16 protein-coding genes are annotated in these 18,159 nt (G+C 59.1%); 7 read left to right on the forward strand and 9 right to left on the reverse strand.

The window, feature by feature from the left end:
• Positions 1-129 precede the first annotated feature (129 nt).
• The 5 genes from pyk to gcl form a co-directional block, all read right to left on the reverse strand.
• Positions 130-1,545: a pyruvate kinase gene (gene pyk, locus QOM10_RS08445; protein ID WP_110720781.1), complete on the reverse strand. Its 1,416-nt coding sequence runs from the start codon at positions 1,543-1,545 to the stop codon at positions 130-132.
• Entirely contained in the window at positions 1,542-2,816 is a 1,275-nt protein-coding gene (locus QOM10_RS08450) for a glycerate kinase (RefSeq protein WP_316917864.1), read from the reverse strand. The genes pyk and QOM10_RS08450 overlap by 4 nt, the downstream gene beginning before the upstream one ends.
• Before the next feature lie 162 nt (positions 2,817-2,978).
• On the reverse strand, positions 2,979-3,872 hold the full coding sequence (locus QOM10_RS08455) for a 2-hydroxy-3-oxopropionate reductase (RefSeq protein WP_007919937.1): 894 nt from the start codon (positions 3,870-3,872) through the stop codon (positions 2,979-2,981).
• Positions 3,873-4,000: 128 nt separating this feature from the next.
• Entirely contained in the window at positions 4,001-4,783 is a 783-nt protein-coding gene (gene hyi, locus QOM10_RS08460) for a hydroxypyruvate isomerase (RefSeq protein ID WP_316917865.1), read from the reverse strand.
• 138 nt (positions 4,784-4,921) lie between these two features.
• Positions 4,922-6,697: a glyoxylate carboligase gene (gcl, locus tag QOM10_RS08465; protein WP_008083509.1), complete on the reverse strand. Its 1,776-nt coding sequence runs from the start codon at positions 6,695-6,697 to the stop codon at positions 4,922-4,924.
• Positions 6,698-6,965: 268 nt separating this feature from the next.
• On the opposite strand from gcl, the gene QOM10_RS08470 reads away from it, so the two are divergent.
• Both QOM10_RS08470 and QOM10_RS08475 read left to right on the forward strand, forming a co-directional pair.
• Positions 6,966-7,406 (forward strand): GlcG/HbpS family heme-binding protein, encoded by a 441-nt coding sequence (locus tag QOM10_RS08470; RefSeq protein WP_150752218.1) that lies wholly within the window; start codon positions 6,966-6,968, stop codon positions 7,404-7,406.
• Between the two features lie 212 nt (positions 7,407-7,618).
• Entirely contained in the window at positions 7,619-8,077 is a 459-nt protein-coding gene (locus tag QOM10_RS08475) for an REP-associated tyrosine transposase (RefSeq protein WP_150774397.1), read from the forward strand.
• Positions 8,078-8,191: 114 nt separating this feature from the next.
• Here the strand turns inward: QOM10_RS08475 and QOM10_RS08480 are convergent, their stop codons facing one another.
• Complete coding sequence (locus QOM10_RS08480; protein WP_007919931.1) at positions 8,192-8,797, reverse strand: TetR/AcrR family transcriptional regulator; 606 nt, start codon at positions 8,795-8,797, stop codon at positions 8,192-8,194.
• A 135-nt stretch (positions 8,798-8,932) separates the two neighbouring features.
• On the opposite strand from QOM10_RS08480, the gene QOM10_RS08485 reads away from it, so the two are divergent.
• Positions 8,933-9,847: a DUF808 domain-containing protein gene (locus tag QOM10_RS08485; RefSeq protein WP_160038819.1), complete on the forward strand. Its 915-nt coding sequence runs from the start codon at positions 8,933-8,935 to the stop codon at positions 9,845-9,847.
• A 181-nt stretch (positions 9,848-10,028) separates the two neighbouring features.
• Here QOM10_RS08485 and QOM10_RS08490 read toward each other — a convergent pair whose 3' ends face one another.
• Positions 10,029-10,817 carry a VacJ family lipoprotein gene (locus tag QOM10_RS08490; protein WP_127926343.1) on the reverse strand — a complete coding sequence of 263 codons (789 nt, stop codon included), beginning with the start codon at positions 10,815-10,817 and terminating at the stop codon, positions 10,029-10,031.
• Entirely contained in the window at positions 10,810-12,108 is a 1,299-nt protein-coding gene (locus QOM10_RS08495; RefSeq protein ID WP_034151543.1) for a serine/threonine protein kinase, read from the reverse strand. The genes QOM10_RS08490 and QOM10_RS08495 overlap by 8 nt, the downstream gene beginning before the upstream one ends.
• 224 nt (positions 12,109-12,332) lie before the next feature.
• Here QOM10_RS08495 and QOM10_RS08500 point away from each other — a divergent pair, with 224 nt between their 5' ends.
• On the forward strand, positions 12,333-12,701 hold the full coding sequence (locus QOM10_RS08500) for a hypothetical protein (protein WP_077571702.1): 369 nt from the start codon (positions 12,333-12,335) through the stop codon (positions 12,699-12,701).
• Between the two features lie 98 nt (positions 12,702-12,799).
• On the opposite strand, the gene QOM10_RS08505 is transcribed toward QOM10_RS08500, so the two are convergent.
• Positions 12,800-14,395 carry a glycosyl hydrolase family 17 protein gene (locus tag QOM10_RS08505; protein WP_316917866.1) on the reverse strand — a complete coding sequence of 532 codons (1,596 nt, stop codon included), beginning with the start codon at positions 14,393-14,395 and terminating at the stop codon, positions 12,800-12,802.
• 286 nt (positions 14,396-14,681) lie between these two features.
• Here QOM10_RS08505 and QOM10_RS08510 point away from each other — a divergent pair, with 286 nt between their 5' ends.
• The 3 genes from QOM10_RS08510 to QOM10_RS08520 all read left to right on the forward strand — a co-directional run bounded on the left by QOM10_RS08510 (position 14,682) and on the right by QOM10_RS08520 (position 17,741).
• Positions 14,682-15,533 carry a glycine betaine ABC transporter substrate-binding protein gene (locus tag QOM10_RS08510; RefSeq protein WP_105709413.1) on the forward strand — a complete coding sequence of 284 codons (852 nt, stop codon included), beginning with the start codon at positions 14,682-14,684 and terminating at the stop codon, positions 15,531-15,533.
• A 241-nt stretch (positions 15,534-15,774) separates the two neighbouring features.
• The gene (locus QOM10_RS08515) at positions 15,775-16,086 is read left to right on the forward strand and encodes a DUF485 domain-containing protein (RefSeq protein ID WP_007919908.1); all 312 of its coding nucleotides are present in this window, start codon (positions 15,775-15,777) and stop codon (positions 16,084-16,086) included.
• A complete protein-coding gene (locus QOM10_RS08520) occupies positions 16,083-17,741 on the forward strand; it encodes a cation acetate symporter (protein ID WP_150752222.1) in 1,659 nt (552 codons plus the stop codon). Before QOM10_RS08515 ends, QOM10_RS08520 begins: the two co-directional genes overlap by 4 nt.
• Positions 17,742-18,159 lie beyond the last annotated feature (418 nt).

Raw genomic sequence — 18,159 nt, forward strand, 5'->3', positions numbered from 1 at the left:
ATTCGATACTGATCGTTCCCACGCTCTGCGTGGGAATGCCTCAAAGGACGCTCTGCGTCTGCTCTTGGGACGCAGAGCGTCCCGGGCCGCATTCCCACGCAGAGCGTGGGAACGATCATGGTGGGGGGCTTAAATCAATGTTTCGATCCGCAGCGAGTTAGTCGAACCCGGCTGGCCGAACGGCACGCCGGCAGTAATCAGCAGCGTGTCACCACGCTCGGCCATACCCTGCGCCTGGGCGATTTCCAGCGCGGTCGAGCAGACTTCGTCGACCTGACGCAGGCGATCGTTGACCACCGAATGAATCCCCCACGCCACGCTCAAACGGCGTGCGGTTTGCAGGTTCGGCGTCAGGTTGAGGATCGGCGCTTTCGGCCGCTCCCGCGCCGCACGCAAGCTCGACGTTCCCGACTCGCTGTAGTTGACCAACACCGCCACCGGCAGCACGTTGCTGATGCGCCGGATCGCGCAACTGATGGCATCGGAAACGGTTGCCTCGGCTTTCGGCCGACTGACGTCGAGCTGGGTCTGATAATCCGGACCGTTCTCAACCTGGCGAATGATCTTGCTCATCATCTGCACGGCTTCCAGCGGGTACTCGCCGGAGGCGGTTTCCGCCGAGAGCATCACCGCATCGGCACCTTCGGCCACGGCGTTGGCAACGTCCGTCACCTCAGCGCGGGTCGGAGCAGGGGAGAAGCGCATCGATTCCAGCATCTGCGTCGCCACCACCACCGGTTTGCCCAGTTCACGGCAAGTGGTGATGATGTTTTTCTGAATCTGCGGCACGCTTTCGGCCGGCACTTCGACGCCGAGGTCACCGCGAGCCACCATGATCGCGTCGCTCAATTCAGCGATTTCACGCAGCTGCTCAACGGCCGAAGGCTTCTCGATTTTCGCCATCAAAAAGGCTTTGTCGCCGATCAGTGCGCGGGCTTCGATGATGTCCTGCGGGCGCTGCACAAACGACAGCGCGACCCAATCCACACCCAGTTCCAGCCCGAAGCTCAGGTCGCGGCGATCCTTGGCGGTCAGCGGGCTGAGGTCGAGCACCGCTTGCGGCACGTTGACGCCTTTGCGGTCCGACAGTTCGCCGCCATTGAGCACGGTGGTATCGATCGCATCGTCGTACTTGGTGACCACGCGCAGACGCAGTTTGCCGTCGTCGAGCAGCAGATCCATGCCCGCTTCCAGCGCCGCGATGATTTCCGGATGCGGCAGATTTACCCGGCGTTCATCGCCCGGCGTCGCGTCCAGATCCAGACGGAACGCCTGTCCACGATGCAGCTGCACCTTGCCGTCAGCGAACTTTCCGACGCGCAGTTTCGGCCCCTGCAAGTCCATCAGAATGCCCAGCGGATAGTTGAGCTGGCGCTCGACTTCGCGGATCCACTGATAGCGCTTGGCGTGGTCGGCGTGATCGCCGTGGCTGAAGTTCAGGCGGAAGATATTCACCCCGGCCTCGACCAGCTCACGGATGTCTTCAATGCCGTCGACGGCAGGCCCAAGGGTGGCGAGGATTTTGACCTTTTTATCAGGCGTCATGATTTGCAGCTCTCAAGGATCAGAATGGCGCGGAAGTCGTTGACGTTGGTGCGGGTCGGCTCGGTGACGATCAGCGCATCGAGCGCCTCGAAATAGCCGTAGCCGTTGTTGTTATCCAGCTCGTCGCTGGCGCTCAAACCGAGGGCGGCGGCGCGGGCGTAGCTGTCCGGGGTCATGATCGCGCCGGCGTTGTCTTCCGAGCCGTCGATGCCGTCGGTGTCACCGGCCAGGGCGTAAACGCCGGGTTGGCCTTTGAGGTTCTCGGTCAGGCTCAAGAGGAATTCGGCGTTGCGCCCGCCACGGCCATTGCCGCGCACGGTCACGGTGGTTTCGCCGCCGGAGAGAATCACGCACGGCGCTGCCAATGGCTGACCGTGATGGATGATCTGGCGGGCGATGCCGGCGTGGACTTTCGCCACTTCACGGGATTCGCCTTCGAGGTCGCCGAGGATCAGCGTGCTGAACCCGGCCTGACGGCATTTCACCGCAGCAGCGTCCAGGGATTGCTGAGGACGGGCGATCAACTGGAAGTGGCTGCGCGCCAAGGATGGATCGCCGGGTTTGACGGTTTCCGACTCAGGGCTTTGCAGCCAGTTGCGCACGGAAGCGGGGATCTCGATGCCGTAGCGTTTGATGATCGCCAGCGCTTCAGCGGAAGTGCTTGGGTCGGCCACGGTCGGGCCGGAAGCGATGACCGTGGCGAGGTCGCCCGGTACATCGGAAATCGCGTAGGTGTAGACAGTGGCAGGCCAGCAAGCCTTGCCGAGACGGCCGCCCTTGATCGCCGAGAGGTGCTTGCGCACGCAGTTCATCTCGCCGATGGTCGCGCCGGATTTCAGCAGGGCTTTGTTGATCGACTGCTTGTCAGCGAGGGTGATGCCTTCGGCCGGCAACGCCAGCAGGGCAGAGCCGCCACCGGAGAGCAGGAAGATCACGCGGTCGTCTTCGCTCAGGTTGCTGACCAGTTCGAGCACGCGTTTGGCCACGGCCAGACCGGCAGCGTCCGGCACCGGATGTGCGGCTTCGACCACTTCGATTTTTTCGCACGGGGCGCCGTGACCGTAACGGGTCACCACCAGGCCAGACACTTCACCTTCCCAGCAACGCTCGACCACTTGCGCCATCGCGGCGGCGGCTTTGCCGGCACCGATGACGATCACCCGGCCGCTGCGATCGGCAGGCAGATGGGTTTCGAGGACCTGGTTCGGATGGGCCGCGTCGATGGCTGTGGCAAACAGCTCGCGCAGCAGTTGTTGCGGATCGACCGACATGGCGGGCTCCCAATCTTATTGTTCTTGGTTAATGCTGATGATCGTTCCCACGCTCTGCGTGGGAATGCCTCAATGGACGCTCTGCGTCTGCTTCGGCAGGGACGCGGAGCGTCCCGGGCTGCATTCCCACGCGGAGCGTGGGAACGAGCGACGGGGCAGGGCTTATTTGTTGTCGCGAATCGAGAAGTTGGCCATGTGCTCCAGACCTTTGATCAGCGCCGAGTGGTCCCAGTTGCTGCCACCGATGGCCGCGCAGGTGCTGAACACTTGCTGGGCGTTGGCGGTGTTCGGCAGGTTGATGTTCAGCTCCTTGGCGCCTTGCAGGGCCAGGTTCAGGTCCTTCTGGTGCAGGCTGATGCGGAAGCCTGGATCGAAGGTGCCTTTGATCATGCGCTCGCCGTGCACTTCAAGGATCTTCGAGGACGCGAAACCGCCCATCAGTGCTTCACGCACCTTGGCTGGATCGGCACCGTTTTTCGAAGCGAACAGCAGGGCTTCAGCGACGGCCTGAATGTTTAGGGCAACGATGATCTGGTTCGCGACTTTGGCGGTTTGACCGTCGCCATTGCCACCGACCAGGGTGATGTTCTTGCCCATGGCCTGGAACAGCGGCAGAGCGCGTTCGAAGGCATCGGCGTCGCCACCGATCATGATGCTCAGGGTCGCGGCTTTGGCGCCGACTTCACCACCGGATACCGGTGCGTCGAGGTATTGCGCGCCTTTCTCGTTGATCTTCGCCGCGAACGCTTTGGTAGCGGTCGGCGAGATCGAGCTCATGTCGATGACGATTTTGCCTTTGCTCAGACCTGCGGCAACGCCGTCGGCGCGGAACAGTACGTCGTCGACCTGTGGGGTATCCGGGACCATGACGATGATGAATTCTGCTTCCTGCGCGACTTCGCGCGGGTTGGCCAGGGCGACGGCGCCAGCGGCAACCAGGTCAGCAGGGGCGGCGTCGTGGTGCGCCGACAGGAACAGGCTGTGACCGGCTTTCTGCAGGTTCGAAGCCATTGGGTGGCCCATGATGCCGGTGCCGATAAATCCGATTTTAGCCATGAGAAAATCCTCTTGTTTTTATAAACAGCCGTAGGAGCTGCCGAAGGCTGCGATCTTTTGACTTTGCTTTTGAAGGTCAAGATCAAAAGATCGCAGCCTTCGGCAGCTCCTACAGGGTCATGTGTAAGTCAGATTGCGTTGTGGGTTTTCAGCCAGCCCAGGCCTGCTTCGGTGGTGGTCAGCGGCTTGTATTCACAGCCGACCCAACCCTGATAACCGATGCGATCGAGGTGTTCGAACAGGAAGCGGTAGTTGATTTCACCGGTGCCTGGTTCGTTACGCCCAGGGTTGTCCGCGAGCTGCACATGGTTGATCTCGCTCAGGTGCGATTGCAGGGTGCGGGCCAGATCGCCTTCCATGATTTGCATGTGATAGATGTCGTATTGCAGGAACAGATTGGCGCTGCCGACCTGTTCGCGAATCGACAGGGCTTGCGCCGTGTTGTTCAGGTAGAAGCCCGGGATGTCGCGGGTATTGATCGCTTCCATCACCAGTTTGATGCCCGCTGCCTGCAGCTTGTCGGCGGCGTATTTCAGGTTGGCAACGAAGGTCTTTTCCACGGTGGCTTCGTCAACGCCTTGCGGACGGATACCGGCCAGGCAGTTGATCTGGGTGTTGCCCAGCACTTGCGCGTAAGCGATGGCCAGATCGACACCGGCGCGGAACTCTTCGACACGATCCGGCAAGCACGCGATACCGCGTTCGCCCTTGGCCCAGTCACCGGCCGGCAGGTTGAACAGCACTTGGGTCAGACCGTTGGCGTCGAGCTTGGCCTTGATTTCGGCGGAGCTGAAGTCGTACGGGAACAGGTACTCGACACCGCTGAAACCAGCCTTGGCGGCGGCGTCGAAACGGGCAAGGAAATCCTGTTCGGTGAACAGCATGGACAGGTTGGCTGCGAAACGCGGCATGGTGGTCTCCCGTTCTAGATTCTCGTTCCCACGCTCTGCGTGGGAATGCCTCAATGGACGCTCTGCGTCCGCTTTGGGACGCAGAGCGTCCCGGGCTGCGTTCCCACGCAGAGCGTGGGAACGATCAGCGGTCAGCAGTTAATCAAGCAGCGAAATCGCCGTTGGCGCATCGTTGCCGACCAGCGCCAGGTCTTCGAATTCGTTGACGGCGTTGATCTCGGTACCCATGGAGATGTTGGTCACACGCTCCAGAATGATCTCGACGATCACCGGCACTTTGAACTCTTCGATCATCTGTTCGGCCTTGCGCAGGGCAGGGGCGATTTCCGAGGGTTCGAACACACGCAGTGCCTTACAGCCGAGGCCTTCAGCCACTGCGACGTGGTCAACACCGTAACCGTTGAGTTCCGGCGCGTTCAGGTTATCGAAGGACAGCTGCACGCAGTAGTCCATTTCGAACCCGCGCTGTGCCTGACGGATCAGACCCAGGTACGAGTTGTTCACCACGACGTGGATGTACGGCAGTTTGAACTGAGCGCCGACCGCCAGTTCTTCGATCATGAACTGGAAGTCATAGTCCCCCGACAGGGCCACGACTTTACGGTTCGGATCGGCCTTCACCACGCCCAGCGCTGCCGGAATGGTCCAGCCCAACGGGCCTGCCTGGCCACAGTTGATCCAGTGACGCGGCTTGTAGACGTGCAGGAACTGCGCGCCGGCAATCTGCGACAGACCAATGGTGCTGACGTAGCAGGTGTCCTTGCCGAACACCTGGTTCATTTCTTCGTAAACGCGCTGTGGTTTGACCGGCACGTTATCGAAGTGGGTTTTGCGATGCAGGCTGGCTTTGCGCTGCTGGCAGTCTTGCAGCCAGGCACTGCGGTTTTTCAGCTTGCCGGCGGCTTGCCATTCACGGGCCACTTCGATGAACACGGTCAGTGCTGCAGCGGCGTCGGAAACGATGCCCAGATCCGGCGTGAACACACGACCGATCTGCGTGCCTTCGATGTCGACGTGAATGAACTTGCGACCTTCGGTGTAAACGTCAACCGAACCGGTGTGACGGTTGGCCCAGCGGTTGCCGATCCCCAACACCACGTCGGATTTCAGCATGGTCGCGTTGCCGTAACGGTGCGAAGTCTGCAGACCAACCATGCCGACCATCAACGGGTGATCGTCAGGGATGGTGCCCCAGCCCATCAGGGTCGGGATCACCGGGATGCCGGTCAGTTCAGCGAATTCAACCAGCAGATCGCTGGCGTCGGCGTTGATGATGCCGCCGCCGGCCACCAGCAGTGGACGTTCAGCCTGATCCAGCAAAGCCAGAGCCTTTTCGACCTGCACGCGGGTCGCGGTCGGTTTGGCCAATGGCAGCGGCTGGTAAGCGTCGATGTCGAATTCGATCTCGGCCATCTGCACGTCGAACGGCAGATCGATCAGCACCGGGCCTGGACGGCCGGAGCGCATTTCAAAGAACGCTTTCTGGAACGCATAAGGCACTTGGCCTGGTTCCAGAACAGTGGTCGCCCACTTGGTGACTGGCTTGACGATGCTGGTGATGTCGACAGCCTGGAAGTCTTCCTTGTGCATACGGGCGCGGGGTGCCTGGCCGGTGATGCAGAGGATTGGAATCGAGTCGGCCGAGGCGCTGTAGAGCCCGGTGACCATGTCGGTACCGGCAGGGCCGGAAGTCCCGATGCACACGCCGATGTTGCCGGCCTTGGTGCGGGTGTAGCCCTCGGCCATGTGCGAGGCGCCTTCAACGTGGCGAGCAAGGACGTGATCGATGCCACCGACTTTCTGCAAGGCGGAGTACAGCGGGTTGATGGCAGCGCCCGGGATGCCAAAAGCGGTATCAACCCCTTCACGGCGCATCACCAGAACGGCGGCTTCGATTGCTCTCATTTTGCTCATGGTTTTGTGCCTCTTTACGTTTTGTAATTGTATACAAGTGGCTTTGCGCAGAGTGTATTCACGGCGGACGGCGCAGGTCAATCCATTTTCTCAAGCGCCTGTTTCATTCGTCGGAAGCCTGTCTGAGTGTGGCTTTTCGTCGCATGTGGCGCTTTTCGAGAATTATTGTATACAAAAAAATAACTCATTGTGTTCTATTTGTTGCATCGGCCTGCGGCAGAAAACCGCAGGTCCACGACTTTCCCTATAACAAAATGAGGACGGCACCATGAGCGCTTTAACCTTGAAAGTCGCAGTCAACCTGGTCAACGAAGCCATCAATACAGGGCGGGGCATCAACGCCGCGCCGCTGACCATCGCGGTACTCGATACCGGCGGCCACCTGATCGCCCTGCAACGCGAAGACGGCGCCAGCCTGCTGCGTCCGAATATCGCCATTGGCAAAGCCTGGGGCGCCATCGCCCTCGGTAAAGGCTCGCGCCTGCTCGCACTGGACGCACAACAACGCCCGGCGTTTATTGCCGCGCTCAACAGCATGGGCCAGGGCAGCGTCGTGCCGGCGCCGGGTGGTGTGTTGATTCGGGATCAGGCGGGGAATGTGCTGGGCGCGATCGGGATTAGCGGGGATTTTTCGGATATTGATGAGCAGGTGGCGATCAGGGCGGTGGAGGCGCTGGAGTTGCGGGCGGATGCGGGGGGGGCTGCTTGAATCTGCGTTGATTGAATAACCGCTATCGCGAGCAGGCTCACTCCTACAGGAATTTTTGTTCAGACACAAAATGTATGAACACCCCAGATCCCCTGTAGGAGTGAGCCTGCTCGCGATTGCTATCTACCAGACACATCCAGCCAACAGTTGACCGCTCCATTTGTCTTTCCCGGTACTAGCCTTTTCATGACCTGATCACAGAGGGCAAAGGAATGCCGGATCTACCTGCTGCACATAAATTGCGAGTCGGGCGCTATACCGAAGTCAGTCGAATCTATCTGTTAACCAGCACCACTTATCAACGAAAGCCGATTTTCACGGATTTTGCCTTGGGAAAACTGGTCGCTGATCAATTTCGACACGCGCAAGATTCGGGGCTGGTGAACTCATTAGCCTGGGTAGTGATGCCAGATCATTTCCATTGGCTGATTGAATTGCGACGAGGTTCATTGAGTGAGGTGATGCAAAAAACCAAATCGCTGAGTACCAAGGCCGTCAGGCAAGCTTCCGGTGGAAACAGCGTTCTCTGGCAGAGAGGGTTTCATGACCGCGCGCTGAGGCGGGAAGACGATTTGGTGAAAATGGCGCGATATGTCGTGGCCAACCCGTTGCGGGCCGGGCTGGTGGAGAAGCTTGGCGACTATCCGCTGTGGGATGCGATTTGGGTTTGAGCGTTATTCTGTGTTGCCGCCATTCGCGAGCAGGCTCGCTCCCACAGGGGATTTGTGAACGCCACAGATCCAATTTGGGAGCGAGCCTGCTCGCGAAGCAGTCTCCACGGTGTTTCAGTCCGGCTCACACCCCTTCAACACCAACCGGATAATCGTCTGCGCCGCCGCTTCATAATCTGCCTCGTCCAGCTTGTCTTTACCCGTGACCGCAGAAATCTGCCAGTCGAAGTCGGCGTAGGTCTGGGTTGCGGCCCAGATGCTGAACATCAGGTGGTTGGGGTCGATCGGGGCTATTTGCCCGCGGTCGATCCAGCTCTGGATACAGTCGATGTTGTGCTTGGCCTGGCCGTTGAGCTGCTCGACCAGGTCGGCGCTCAGGTGCGGGGCGCCGTGCATGATTTCGCTGGCGAATACTTTCGAGGCGAAGGGCAGGTCGCGGGAGATGCGGATCTTCGAGCGGATGTAGCCACTCAGCACTTCGCTTGGCACGCCGTCCGGGTTGAACGGGGTCGAGGCCTGCAAAATCGGCACGATGATGCTTTCCAGCACCTCGCGGTAGAGGTTTTCCTTGGACTTGAAGTAGTAGTAAACGTTGGGCTTGGGCAATCCCGCCTTGGCGGCGATGTCGCTGGTTTTGGTCGCAGCGAAGCCCTTGTCGGCAAACTCCTCACTGGCGGCACGCAGGATCAGTTCTTTGTTACGCTCGCGGATTGTGCTCATAAACCCGGTGGTTCCTTGCCTGTTCTGGCGGTTGCTCATGGTAGCACCGGCCTCGCGCGACGCTCAAGAATGCCCCGCGTGGTCTAAGGTCGCGTTATGCTTCGCAACATTCATACATAAAAGGAAACAGGATTCATGGCAGGAAGCAGTTTGCTGGTGCTGGTCGACGATATTGCCACCGTGCTGGACGACGTGGCGTTGATGAGCAAAATGGCCGCCAAGAAGACTGCCGGCGTGCTCGGCGACGATCTGGCGCTCAACGCCCAGCAGGTCTCCGGTGTACGTGCCGAGCGGGAAATTCCCGTGGTCTGGGCTGTAGCCAAAGGCTCGTTCGTCAACAAACTGATTCTGGTGCCCTCTGCGCTGGCGATCAGTGCGTTCGTGCCGTGGCTGGTGACGCCGCTGTTGATGGTCGGTGGTGCGTACCTGTGTTTCGAAGGTTTCGAGAAGCTTGCGCACAAATTTCTGCACAGCAAGGCTGAAGACGAGGCCGAACATGCGCAACTGACTGAAGCAGTTGCTGATCCGGCGACCGATCTGGTGGCATTCGAGAAGGACAAGATCAAAGGCGCGATCCGCACTGACTTTATCCTCTCGGCAGAGATTATCGCGATCACCTTGGGCACCGTGGCGGATGCATCGTTGACGCAGCAAGTGATTGTGATGTCTGGTATCGCCATCGTCATGACTGTCGGCGTTTATGGTCTGGTGGCGGGCATCGTCAAGCTCGACGATCTCGGTCTGTGGCTGACGCAAAAACCTGGGCAGTTCGCGAAGAAAGTCGGCAGCGCCATCCTCAGCGCCGCACCGTACATGATGAAAACCTTGTCGGTGGTCGGTACGGCAGCGATGTTCCTGGTCGGTGGCGGCATTCTCACCCACGGCGTGCCGGTGATTCATCACTGGATTGAAGGTGTTGGCGCGGCGGCCGGCAGTGTCGGGTTTGCGGTGCCGATGTTGCTCAATGGCGTGGCGGGGATTATTGCCGGTGCGGTGGTGTTGGCGGTGGTTTCTGTCGTCGGCAAAATCTGGAAAGCCCTGAAAAACTGACATTCAACACAAAACCCTTGTAGGAGTGAGCCTGCTCGCGATAGCGGTGTATCCGCCTCATAAGTGTCGCCTGACACACCGCCATCGCGAGCAGGTTCACTCCTACAATTTGATCTGTGTGATGCCATGAAAAAGGGCCATTCGACTCGCATCGAATGGCCCTTTTTTGTGCCTGTCGGAATTACTCGGCGATCTGCAACTTGCGCGCTTCGGTGTACACGTAACGCACTTTCTCGTACTCGAACGGCGAGTTCATCTGGCCATAACGGAAACTGGTCTGATAACGCTTGTCGACCGCACGCAGGGCCCAGACTTCCGGATGGTTGGAGCTGACTTCCGAGACGTTGAGGAAGTTGATCGCCGATTCGGTGGTGTAATCCACGGCCAGACCTGCGGTATCGCGGATGTTCGACGGGCCGAAGATCGGCAGCACGAAATACGCACCCCCCGGCACCCCATAGAAGCCCAACGTCTGACCGAAGTCTTCGCTCTGACGCGGCAGGCCCATGGCGGTGGCCGGATCCCACAGACCGGCGATGCCGATGGTGGTGTTGAGCAGCAGGCGCGCGGTGGTTTCCATCGAACGCTGGCCCTTGAACTGCAACAGGCTGTTGACCAGGTTTGGCACGTCACCGAGGTTGTTGAAGAAGTTGCTCACGCCCGTGCGCAAAAAGCTGGGTGTGATGTAACGGTAGCCATCGACCACCGGCAGGAACACCCATTGGTCGAAGCGATAGTTGAAGTGGTAAACCCGGCGGTTCCACGATTCCAGCGGGTCGTAGACGTTCAGCGCGTTGAGCGTCGAGCGCTCGAACTCGCGCTGATCCAGCCCCGGGTTGAATTTGAGTTTGGACAGCGGCTCCTTGAAGCCGTCGCTGTCGACCACGACGGGCGCGTTAGCTTTGCTGTTGTCGGCCTGGGCCACGCCTGCGCAGAGAAGCGCTGCAATCAGCAGGAGATATTTAGCCACGGAAGAACTCCAGCATGGCGTCGCTGTTGACGCGGTAGTTAAGGTTGCCGCAGTGGCCGCCCAGTGGGTAAACGGTCAGGCGATCACCGAAGGTCTTGCGCAGGAAACCGAGGTCGCCCGGGCCGAGGATCACGTCATCGGCGTTGTGCATCACGGCGATTTTCGGGCTGTCATGCAGATAATCCTTCAGCGCATACAGGCTGACCTGATCGATCAGTTGCAGCAGGCTGCCGCCGTCGGTGCGCGCACGCCACATCGGGATCACTTGATCGGTCAGGTAGCAATCGAAATCGCATTGCAGCGCACGCTTGAGGAACGGCGTGAGGCTGGTGCCTTCGGTGATCGGGAATTTCGGCGGGGTGATCAGGCCGCGACGGTTGATCAGGTCCGAGGTGAACGCAATGTCGGCTGCCGAGAAACGGAACGAGGTGCCAATCAACATCGCCATCTGTTCGTTGGTCAGGTGTTGCTTGGACTGCTGGAAGTCGTAGAGCAGCGCGTCATTGAGGTCGATGTAGCCTTTCTGCTGGAAGTAGCGAGTCAGCTTGGACAGCACCAGCTCATAGAATGTCGTGCTGGTGTTGATGCCTTTAACTTCGGTTTGCACCAGTTTGTCGAGGTTGGTGACCGAGGTGTAAAGGTTGACCGGCGGGTTGAGCAGCAGGACTTTCTTGAAGTTGAAGCTGCGGCGCGTCTCGTCCAGATGCGCGACGAACGCGGCATCCAGAGCACCGAGGCTGTAACCGGTCAGGTAATACTCGGTCACCGGCAGTTTCGGATTCTGCGCCCGTACAGCCTGCATCACCCGGTACATGTCTTCGGCGTCTTCCTTGGTCACGCCCGGGGTGGCGAAACGCGAGGCAGCGCTGATGAAGTCAAAACTGGTCGGCGACGACAACTGCACGACGTGGTAGCCGGCCTTGTAGTAAAGCTTTTTCAGGTATTCGTTGAGCGTGCTGTCATAGCGTGCGCCCGTGCCGGCGATCAGGAAGATCAGCGGAGCCGGTTTGTCCTGGGTGGCGATGCGGTAGGTGAGCTTTTTCACCGCCCAGAAGTTGTCTGGCAGGATGAACTCTCGCTCGGGGCGCAACGTCAGGCTGCGGTCCGACTGATTGATGTCGTCGTCCAGCGGCAGCTCCGGGCGTAAATCGGGCGGGGTCGTGGCGATGGTCGCCTCGAACGGATTGGTCAGCGGGTAGCCATAGCTGGCGGCATCGATATCCACCGCCAGTGCGGACGCACTCAAAATAAGGCCGCTGAACAGCGCGGCGAAGCGCAAGGAACGGAGCATGACTAGATCCCTTAGAGGAAGGTGCCGAATGAAGTTCGCAGGCTATGACCACCGGGGTTGCGCCAAAGTGCCATGCTGCGGCACCAAACAGGCAGAATTCGGAGTAATAGTAGCTGGACGATACACTTTGCACCGACTGAATGAACAGTTAACAGTTGTTAGTTCTTGCGAACGGCTGGCGGCAGATTAAGCTGGCCGCCGATTCCCGAAGATTGGAGTGTTTCATGTCCCGCCGCTTGCCCGTGATTTTGCTGCTCGTTCTGTTGCCGTTGTGGCTGGCCGCCAGTTATGGAGCGCGTTATGGCTTTATGGAAGACGGAAAATGGGTGGGCATCTGCGTGGATGAGGCCAGCCGCTGGGAATGTCAGGTGCGTTCGAATCTGGGCTTGATGATTCACTTCAAGGTGCTGGGCTGGACGGCGCTGGGCGCGGCGCTGATCGGTTTTGTCGTGCCCGGGCGGGCAGGGTGGTGGCTGGCGGTGCTGGCGCTGGTGTTTGGGGTGCCGGCACTGGCGTTGTACAACACCACGTTGGCGGTGTTTGCGTTGGTGATTGCCGGGTTGCGGTTGGTCCGTAAGTCCCGCAGCGTCTGATCGTCAGCTATCGCGAGCAGGCTCACTCCTACAAGGGGAACGCATTCCAAACTGTAGGAGTGAGCCTGCTCGCGATTGGGCATTTCAGTCGATGAATATTAAATCTTGTGAACGCGCAGGCAGCGCCACAAAGCAGCCACCATCAACACACTCACCAGCGCCCAGCCCCACGCCTGCTGATTCTGCAAACCTTCCTGATACAACTGTGGCGCAATCCCCGCGCCGACAATAAACGTCAGCAGGGCAATTTCCCGGCGCGGCACACTCACCGGGCGACACAGATAAACCAGCGCCGGCAGCACAAACGCCATGCTCGCAAAGCTGCGATAACGCGGATCGAACACCATCTCCAGCATCATCACCGCAGCGGCAAAACCTGCCGCCGCGACCAGCCAGCCGGCGCGTCGCTCCAGCAGATTGAACGCCCGTTCACGCCAGCCAGTGCGCGGGCTCAACGTCAATGCTGCGTGGGCCAACACCAACAGATTCAACGCGGTCAGTACACCGACCCATAGCCACTCACTGGCAAATCGCGTAGTCACCCGCGCCAGATCACCCCAAGCGCCAATCGAGCAGGCGGCGAGGGCGCCCAGCAGCGGCAACACCAGCGCCGAGCGCGCCGTGCGAACGCGACCGCCGAGCATCAGTGTGCCAAGAAAAATCAAACCACCGACCGCCAGCCATTCCTTCCAGTACGGCACGTTGGTCACCGGCCCGGCGAGCACGCCTTTGTCCTGACGATCCGCGTCGAACAGCCCCCAGTAACCGCCGACCGCGCCTTCACTGCCGCGCTTCCACGGTTGGTCAAAGGCTTCGATCAGGTTGTAATGCCAGCCTTCTTTCTCGGCCATTGCGACAAAACCACGAATGAATTTGGCCTCGTTGACCCGACTCGGCAGGGCGGTCTCACGCTGGCGGCCTTCGCTCGGCCAGCCGGTTTCACCGATCATCACGTCTTTCGGTGCGAACTTGTTGCCGAACACTTGGCGCACATCCGCGACATGTTGCAGGGCGGCATCGATGTTTGATGGATCATCTTCCCAGTACGGCAGCAAATGGATGGTCAGGAAGTCCACTGCCGGCGCGACTTCCGGATGCTTGAGCCAGAACTCCCAGACATCGGCGTAGGTGACCGGTTGCTTGATCTGGCTCTTGACCTTGTTGATCAAACGGACCAGTTGCGCGCTGGTGACTTCCTTGCGCAGCAGCGCCTCGTTACCGACGATCACTGCACTGACCACGTCCGGGTTGGCGTTGGCCGAGGCGATCAGCAGGTCGACTTCTTTCTCGGTGTCTACCGGGTTGCTGTTGACCCATGCGCCGATCATCAATTTGAGACCATGTTTACGCGCCAGATCCGGTAGCGCCTCAAGGCCCGTCATCGAATAGGTACGAATGCACTCAAAGCGAGTCGCCAGCAACGCGAGGTCGGCGTCCATGCGCTCCGGGCGCAGTTTGAATGGCACGTCGAACGGTGATTGGTCTTTATCGAACGGTGTGTACGAGGCGCACTGCAGCTTGTGCGTCGGCGTCGCCGCATCCGGCAGAATCACCGGTTGGCCGAGGCCGTACCAGAAACCACCGAGGGCAAACAGCCCGAGCAGGCAGGCGAAGAGATAAGGCAGAGTGGGGAAACGGGAAGTCGCGGACATGGTCAGGCCGAGTGGCTGCAAAGCGAGGCATGTTACCTGCATTTATAGAGGGGTTGGTGACCTGCATGATTTGCACATGCAAAGTTCGGGCGGATTATTTGGCGTCATTTATATAGTCGCGATTAATGGCCTTCTGATGTCGTTTCTCGTTGCCTTGAGGTCGCTGACAGAGCAGGTCGCCTGCGGCGTCAGGTTGATGATCAGGGCATCAGTACTCCGCTGATGTTCGAGTTGGTTTGCGGTCAGGCGTGATGGGGGCGCTGTGCACCATAACAATACGTTGACGATGCCCGGCATCCGTCGGGCGCAGCATTTCGGGGAAGTAACGATGAAGATGCGACGACTTTTAGGCGCAGGTGCCGCTCTGGTGCTTGCGATGAGTTCCACTTTCGCCAGCGCAGAAAAACAGACCCTGAACATCGGTTACGTTGACGGTTGGTCCGACAGCGTCGCGACCACCCACGTGGCGGCCGAAGTCATCAAACAGAAACTCGGCTACGACGTGAAGCTGCAAGCCGTCGCCACCGGGATCATGTGGCAGGGTGTTGCCACCGGCAAGCTCGACGCCATGCTCTCGGCCTGGCTGCCAGTGACCCACGGCGAATACTGGACGAAGAACAAGGATCTGGTCGTCGATTACGGCCCGAACTTCAAGGATGCGAAAATCGGCCTGATCGTGCCGGAGTACGTTAAAGCCAAGTCGATCGAAGACCTGAAAACCGATGACACCTTCAAGAATCGCATCGTCGGCATCGACGCCGGTTCAGGCGTGATGCTCAAGACTGATCAGGCGATCAAGGATTACGGCCTCGACAAGTATTCCCTCAAGGCCAGTTCCGGCGCCGGCATGATCGCCGAGCTGACCCGTGCCGAGAAGAAAAACGAATCCATCGCCGTCACCGGTTGGGTGCCGCACTGGATGTTCGCCAAGTGGAAACTGCGCTTCCTCGACGACCCGAAAGGCGTGTACGGTGCAGCTGAAACCGTGAACAGCATCGGCAGCAAAGAACTGGCAACCAAAGCGCCGGAAGTGGCCAAGTTCCTGAAGAACTTCCAGTGGGCGTCGAAAGACGAAATCGGCGAAGTCATGCTGGCGATTCAGGACGGTGCCAAGCCTGACGCGGCGGCCAAGGATTGGGTGGCCAAGCACCCGGATCGCGTGGCTGACTGGACCAAATAAAAGCTTCACCGCCTAACCCTGTGGGAGCGAGCCTGCTCGCGAATGCGATCTATCAGTTGATACAAACATCGACTGAACCGACGCCTTCGCGAGCAGGCTCGCTCCCACAGTTGTTTTGTGGCGTACCGGAAATTGGCAAAAGTGTCATGGCGTTCTACTACTAAGGTCGTCTGTTACCGCGCTCGCAGCCGCATACATTAGCTATGTTCCAATAATAATCTGTGCTGCGAGGATAAAAACAATGAACGACAGCATTTACCTCTCGATTCAAAACAGTCCCCGATTCAAGGAGCTGGTGCGAAAAAGGGAAAAGTTCGCCTGGATACTCTCGGCGATCATGCTTGGGCTTTACTCTGGCTTCATTCTTCTGATCGCTTACGGGCCGCATATTCTGGGCGCGAAACTCAGTCCTGAGTCCTCGATTACCTGGGGCATCCCGATTGGTGTCGGACTGATTCTTTCTGCATTCATCCTCACCGCTATCTATGTGCGCCGCGCCAATGGCGAGTTCGACGACCTGAACAATGCGATTCTCAAGGAGGCTCAGCAATGATCCGGCGTCTACTGGCTTTATTGAGTGTTGCGACTTTCGCACCGGGTGTCTGGGCGGCTGACGCGTTGACGGGGGAGGTGGCCAAACAGCCGCTGAACATTCCTGCGATCCTGATGTTCGTCGCCTTCGTTGGCGCGACGTTGTACATCACCTACTGGGCCTCGAAGAAAAACAACTCGGCGGCCGACTACTATGCGGCGGGCGGTAAAATTACCGGTTTCCAGAACGGTCTGGCGATTGCCGGTGACTACATGTCGGCGGCGTCCTTCCTGGGGATTTCCGCACTGGTGTTCACCTCCGGCTACGATGGCCTGATCTACTCGATCGGCTTTTTGGTGGGCTGGCCGATCATCCTGTTCCTGATCGCCGAGCGTCTGCGTAACCTGGGTAAATACACCTTTGCCGACGTGGCGTCCTACCGCCTCGGGCAAACCCAGATTCGCACCCTGTCTGCCTGCGGTTCGCTGGTGGTCGTGGCGTTCTACCTGATCGCGCAAATGGTCGGTGCCGGCAAGCTGATTCAGCTGTTGTTCGGTCTGGACTATCACGTCGCGGTGATTCTGGTCGGTGTGCTGATGTGCATGTACGTGCTGTTCGGCGGCATGCTGGCGACCACCTGGGTGCAGATCATCAAGGCTGTGCTGTTGCTGTCCGGTGCCTCGTTCATGGCGCTGATGGTGATGAAGCACGTAGGCTTTGACTTCAACACATTGTTCTCCGAAGCGATCAAGGTTCACGCCAAGGGCGAAGCGATCATGAGCCCGGGCGGTCTGGTCAAGGACCCGATTTCGGCCTTCTCGCTGGGTCTGGCGCTGATGTTCGGTACCGCTGGCCTGCCACACATTCTGATGCGCTTCTTCACCGTGAGTGACGCAAAAGAAGCTCGCAAGAGTGTGCTCTACGCAACTGGCTTCATTGGCTACTTCTACATCCTGACTTTCATCATCGGCTTTGGCGCGATCCTGCTGGTCAGCACCAACCCGGCCTTCAAAGATGCTGCTGGCGCGCTGTTGGGCGGCAACAACATGGCGGCGGTGCACCTGGCCAACGCAGTTGGAGGCAGTATCTTCCTCGGCTTTATCTCGGCGGTGGCGTTCGCAACCATTCTGGCGGTTGTGGCAGGCCTGACGCTGGCGGGTGCCTCGGCGGTTTCTCACGACCTGTATGCCAGTGTGATCAAGAAGGGCAAGGCGAACGAGAAGGACGAGATTCGTGTCTCGAAGATCACCACCATTGCCTTGGCTGTGTTGGCGATTGGCTTGGGTATCCTGTTTGAAAGCCAGAACATTGCCTTCATGGTGGGCTTGGCGTTCTCGATCGCGGCGAGCTGTAACTTCCCGGTGCTGTTGCTTTCGATGTACTGGAAGAAGCTGACCACTCGTGGGGCGATGATTGGCGGCTGGTTGGGGCTGGTCAGTGCCGTTGGTTTGATGGTGCTTGGGCCGACCATCTGGGTGCAGATTCTGCATCATGAGAAGGCGATCTTCCCTTACGAGTACCCGGCGTTGTTCTCGATGATCATTGCTTTTGTGGGGATCTGGTTCTTCTCGATTACTGACAAGTCGGCGGCTGCGGACAATGAGCGGGCGCTGTTCTTCCCGCAGTTTGTGCGTTCGCAGACTGGGTTGGGGGCGAGTGGGGCGGTTTCGCATTGATGGTTTGATGGTTTTGTAATGTTGTGCTGAATGCCCCGGTTGAGAGATCGGGGCATTTTTATTGGGCGGTTATCGGCTAGAGCTGTGTACATATCCGTTGCTGCGGTAACGGCTTCTTAGGGTTTCGCCCTTACGGCGACTCACTTTTTTTACAAACGCCTAAAAAAAGTAAGCAAAAAAACGCTTGCTCCTACGTGCGGCCCGCTCGCTGGGGCTCGGGGTTCCTTCGCTGCGGGATCGATCCGGGCGCAGCGCCTACGGTTTGCTGCGCTGCACCTCCTCTCGCTGTGTTTGGCTACGCCAAACGGTCGCTGCGCTCCCACGCCCGGATCAATCCCTCCACTCAGCCTTCCGACGTCGCCCGTGGATCAAGATCAAGAGCAGGCGAGCTGACACTCGGCCTATTGAGTGGTTAAGA

Origin of the sequence: Pseudomonas sp. P108 (assembly GCF_032613195.1) — a bacterium.
Taxonomy (GTDB): domain Bacteria; phylum Pseudomonadota; class Gammaproteobacteria; order Pseudomonadales; family Pseudomonadaceae; genus Aquipseudomonas.

Excerpts from the sequence above, each read along its gene's own strand:
- QOM10_RS08450 (WP_316917864.1), bottom strand. The coding sequence starts at position 2,816 with ATGTCGGTCGATCCGCAACAACTGCTGCGCGAGCTGTTTGCCACAGCC.
- QOM10_RS08520 (WP_150752222.1), top strand. The coding sequence starts at position 16,083 with ATGATCCGGCGTCTACTGGCTTTATTGAGTGTTGCGACTTTCGCACCG.
- QOM10_RS08480 (WP_007919931.1), bottom strand. The coding sequence starts at position 8,797 with ATGAGCACAATCCGCGAGCGTAACAAAGAACTGATCCTGCGTGCCGCC.
- QOM10_RS08455 (WP_007919937.1), bottom strand. The coding sequence starts at position 3,872 with ATGGCTAAAATCGGATTTATCGGCACCGGCATCATGGGCCACCCAATG.
- hyi (WP_316917865.1), bottom strand. The coding sequence starts at position 4,783 with ATGCCGCGTTTCGCAGCCAACCTGTCCATGCTGTTCACCGAACAGGAT.
- QOM10_RS08505 (WP_316917866.1), bottom strand. The coding sequence starts at position 14,395 with ATGCAGGTAACATGCCTCGCTTTGCAGCCACTCGGCCTGACCATGTCC.
- QOM10_RS08510 (WP_105709413.1), top strand. The coding sequence starts at position 14,682 with ATGAAGATGCGACGACTTTTAGGCGCAGGTGCCGCTCTGGTGCTTGCG.
- QOM10_RS08475 (WP_150774397.1), top strand. The coding sequence starts at position 7,619 with ATGCCGGATCTACCTGCTGCACATAAATTGCGAGTCGGGCGCTATACC.
- QOM10_RS08485 (WP_160038819.1), top strand. The coding sequence starts at position 8,933 with ATGGCAGGAAGCAGTTTGCTGGTGCTGGTCGACGATATTGCCACCGTG.
- QOM10_RS08495 (WP_034151543.1), bottom strand. The coding sequence starts at position 12,108 with ATGCTCCGTTCCTTGCGCTTCGCCGCGCTGTTCAGCGGCCTTATTTTG.
- QOM10_RS08500 (WP_077571702.1), top strand. The coding sequence starts at position 12,333 with ATGTCCCGCCGCTTGCCCGTGATTTTGCTGCTCGTTCTGTTGCCGTTG.
- pyk (WP_110720781.1), bottom strand. The coding sequence starts at position 1,545 with ATGACGCCTGATAAAAAGGTCAAAATCCTCGCCACCCTTGGGCCTGCC.
- gcl (WP_008083509.1), bottom strand. The coding sequence starts at position 6,697 with ATGAGCAAAATGAGAGCAATCGAAGCCGCCGTTCTGGTGATGCGCCGT.
- QOM10_RS08470 (WP_150752218.1), top strand. The coding sequence starts at position 6,966 with ATGAGCGCTTTAACCTTGAAAGTCGCAGTCAACCTGGTCAACGAAGCC.
- QOM10_RS08515 (WP_007919908.1), top strand. The coding sequence starts at position 15,775 with ATGAACGACAGCATTTACCTCTCGATTCAAAACAGTCCCCGATTCAAG.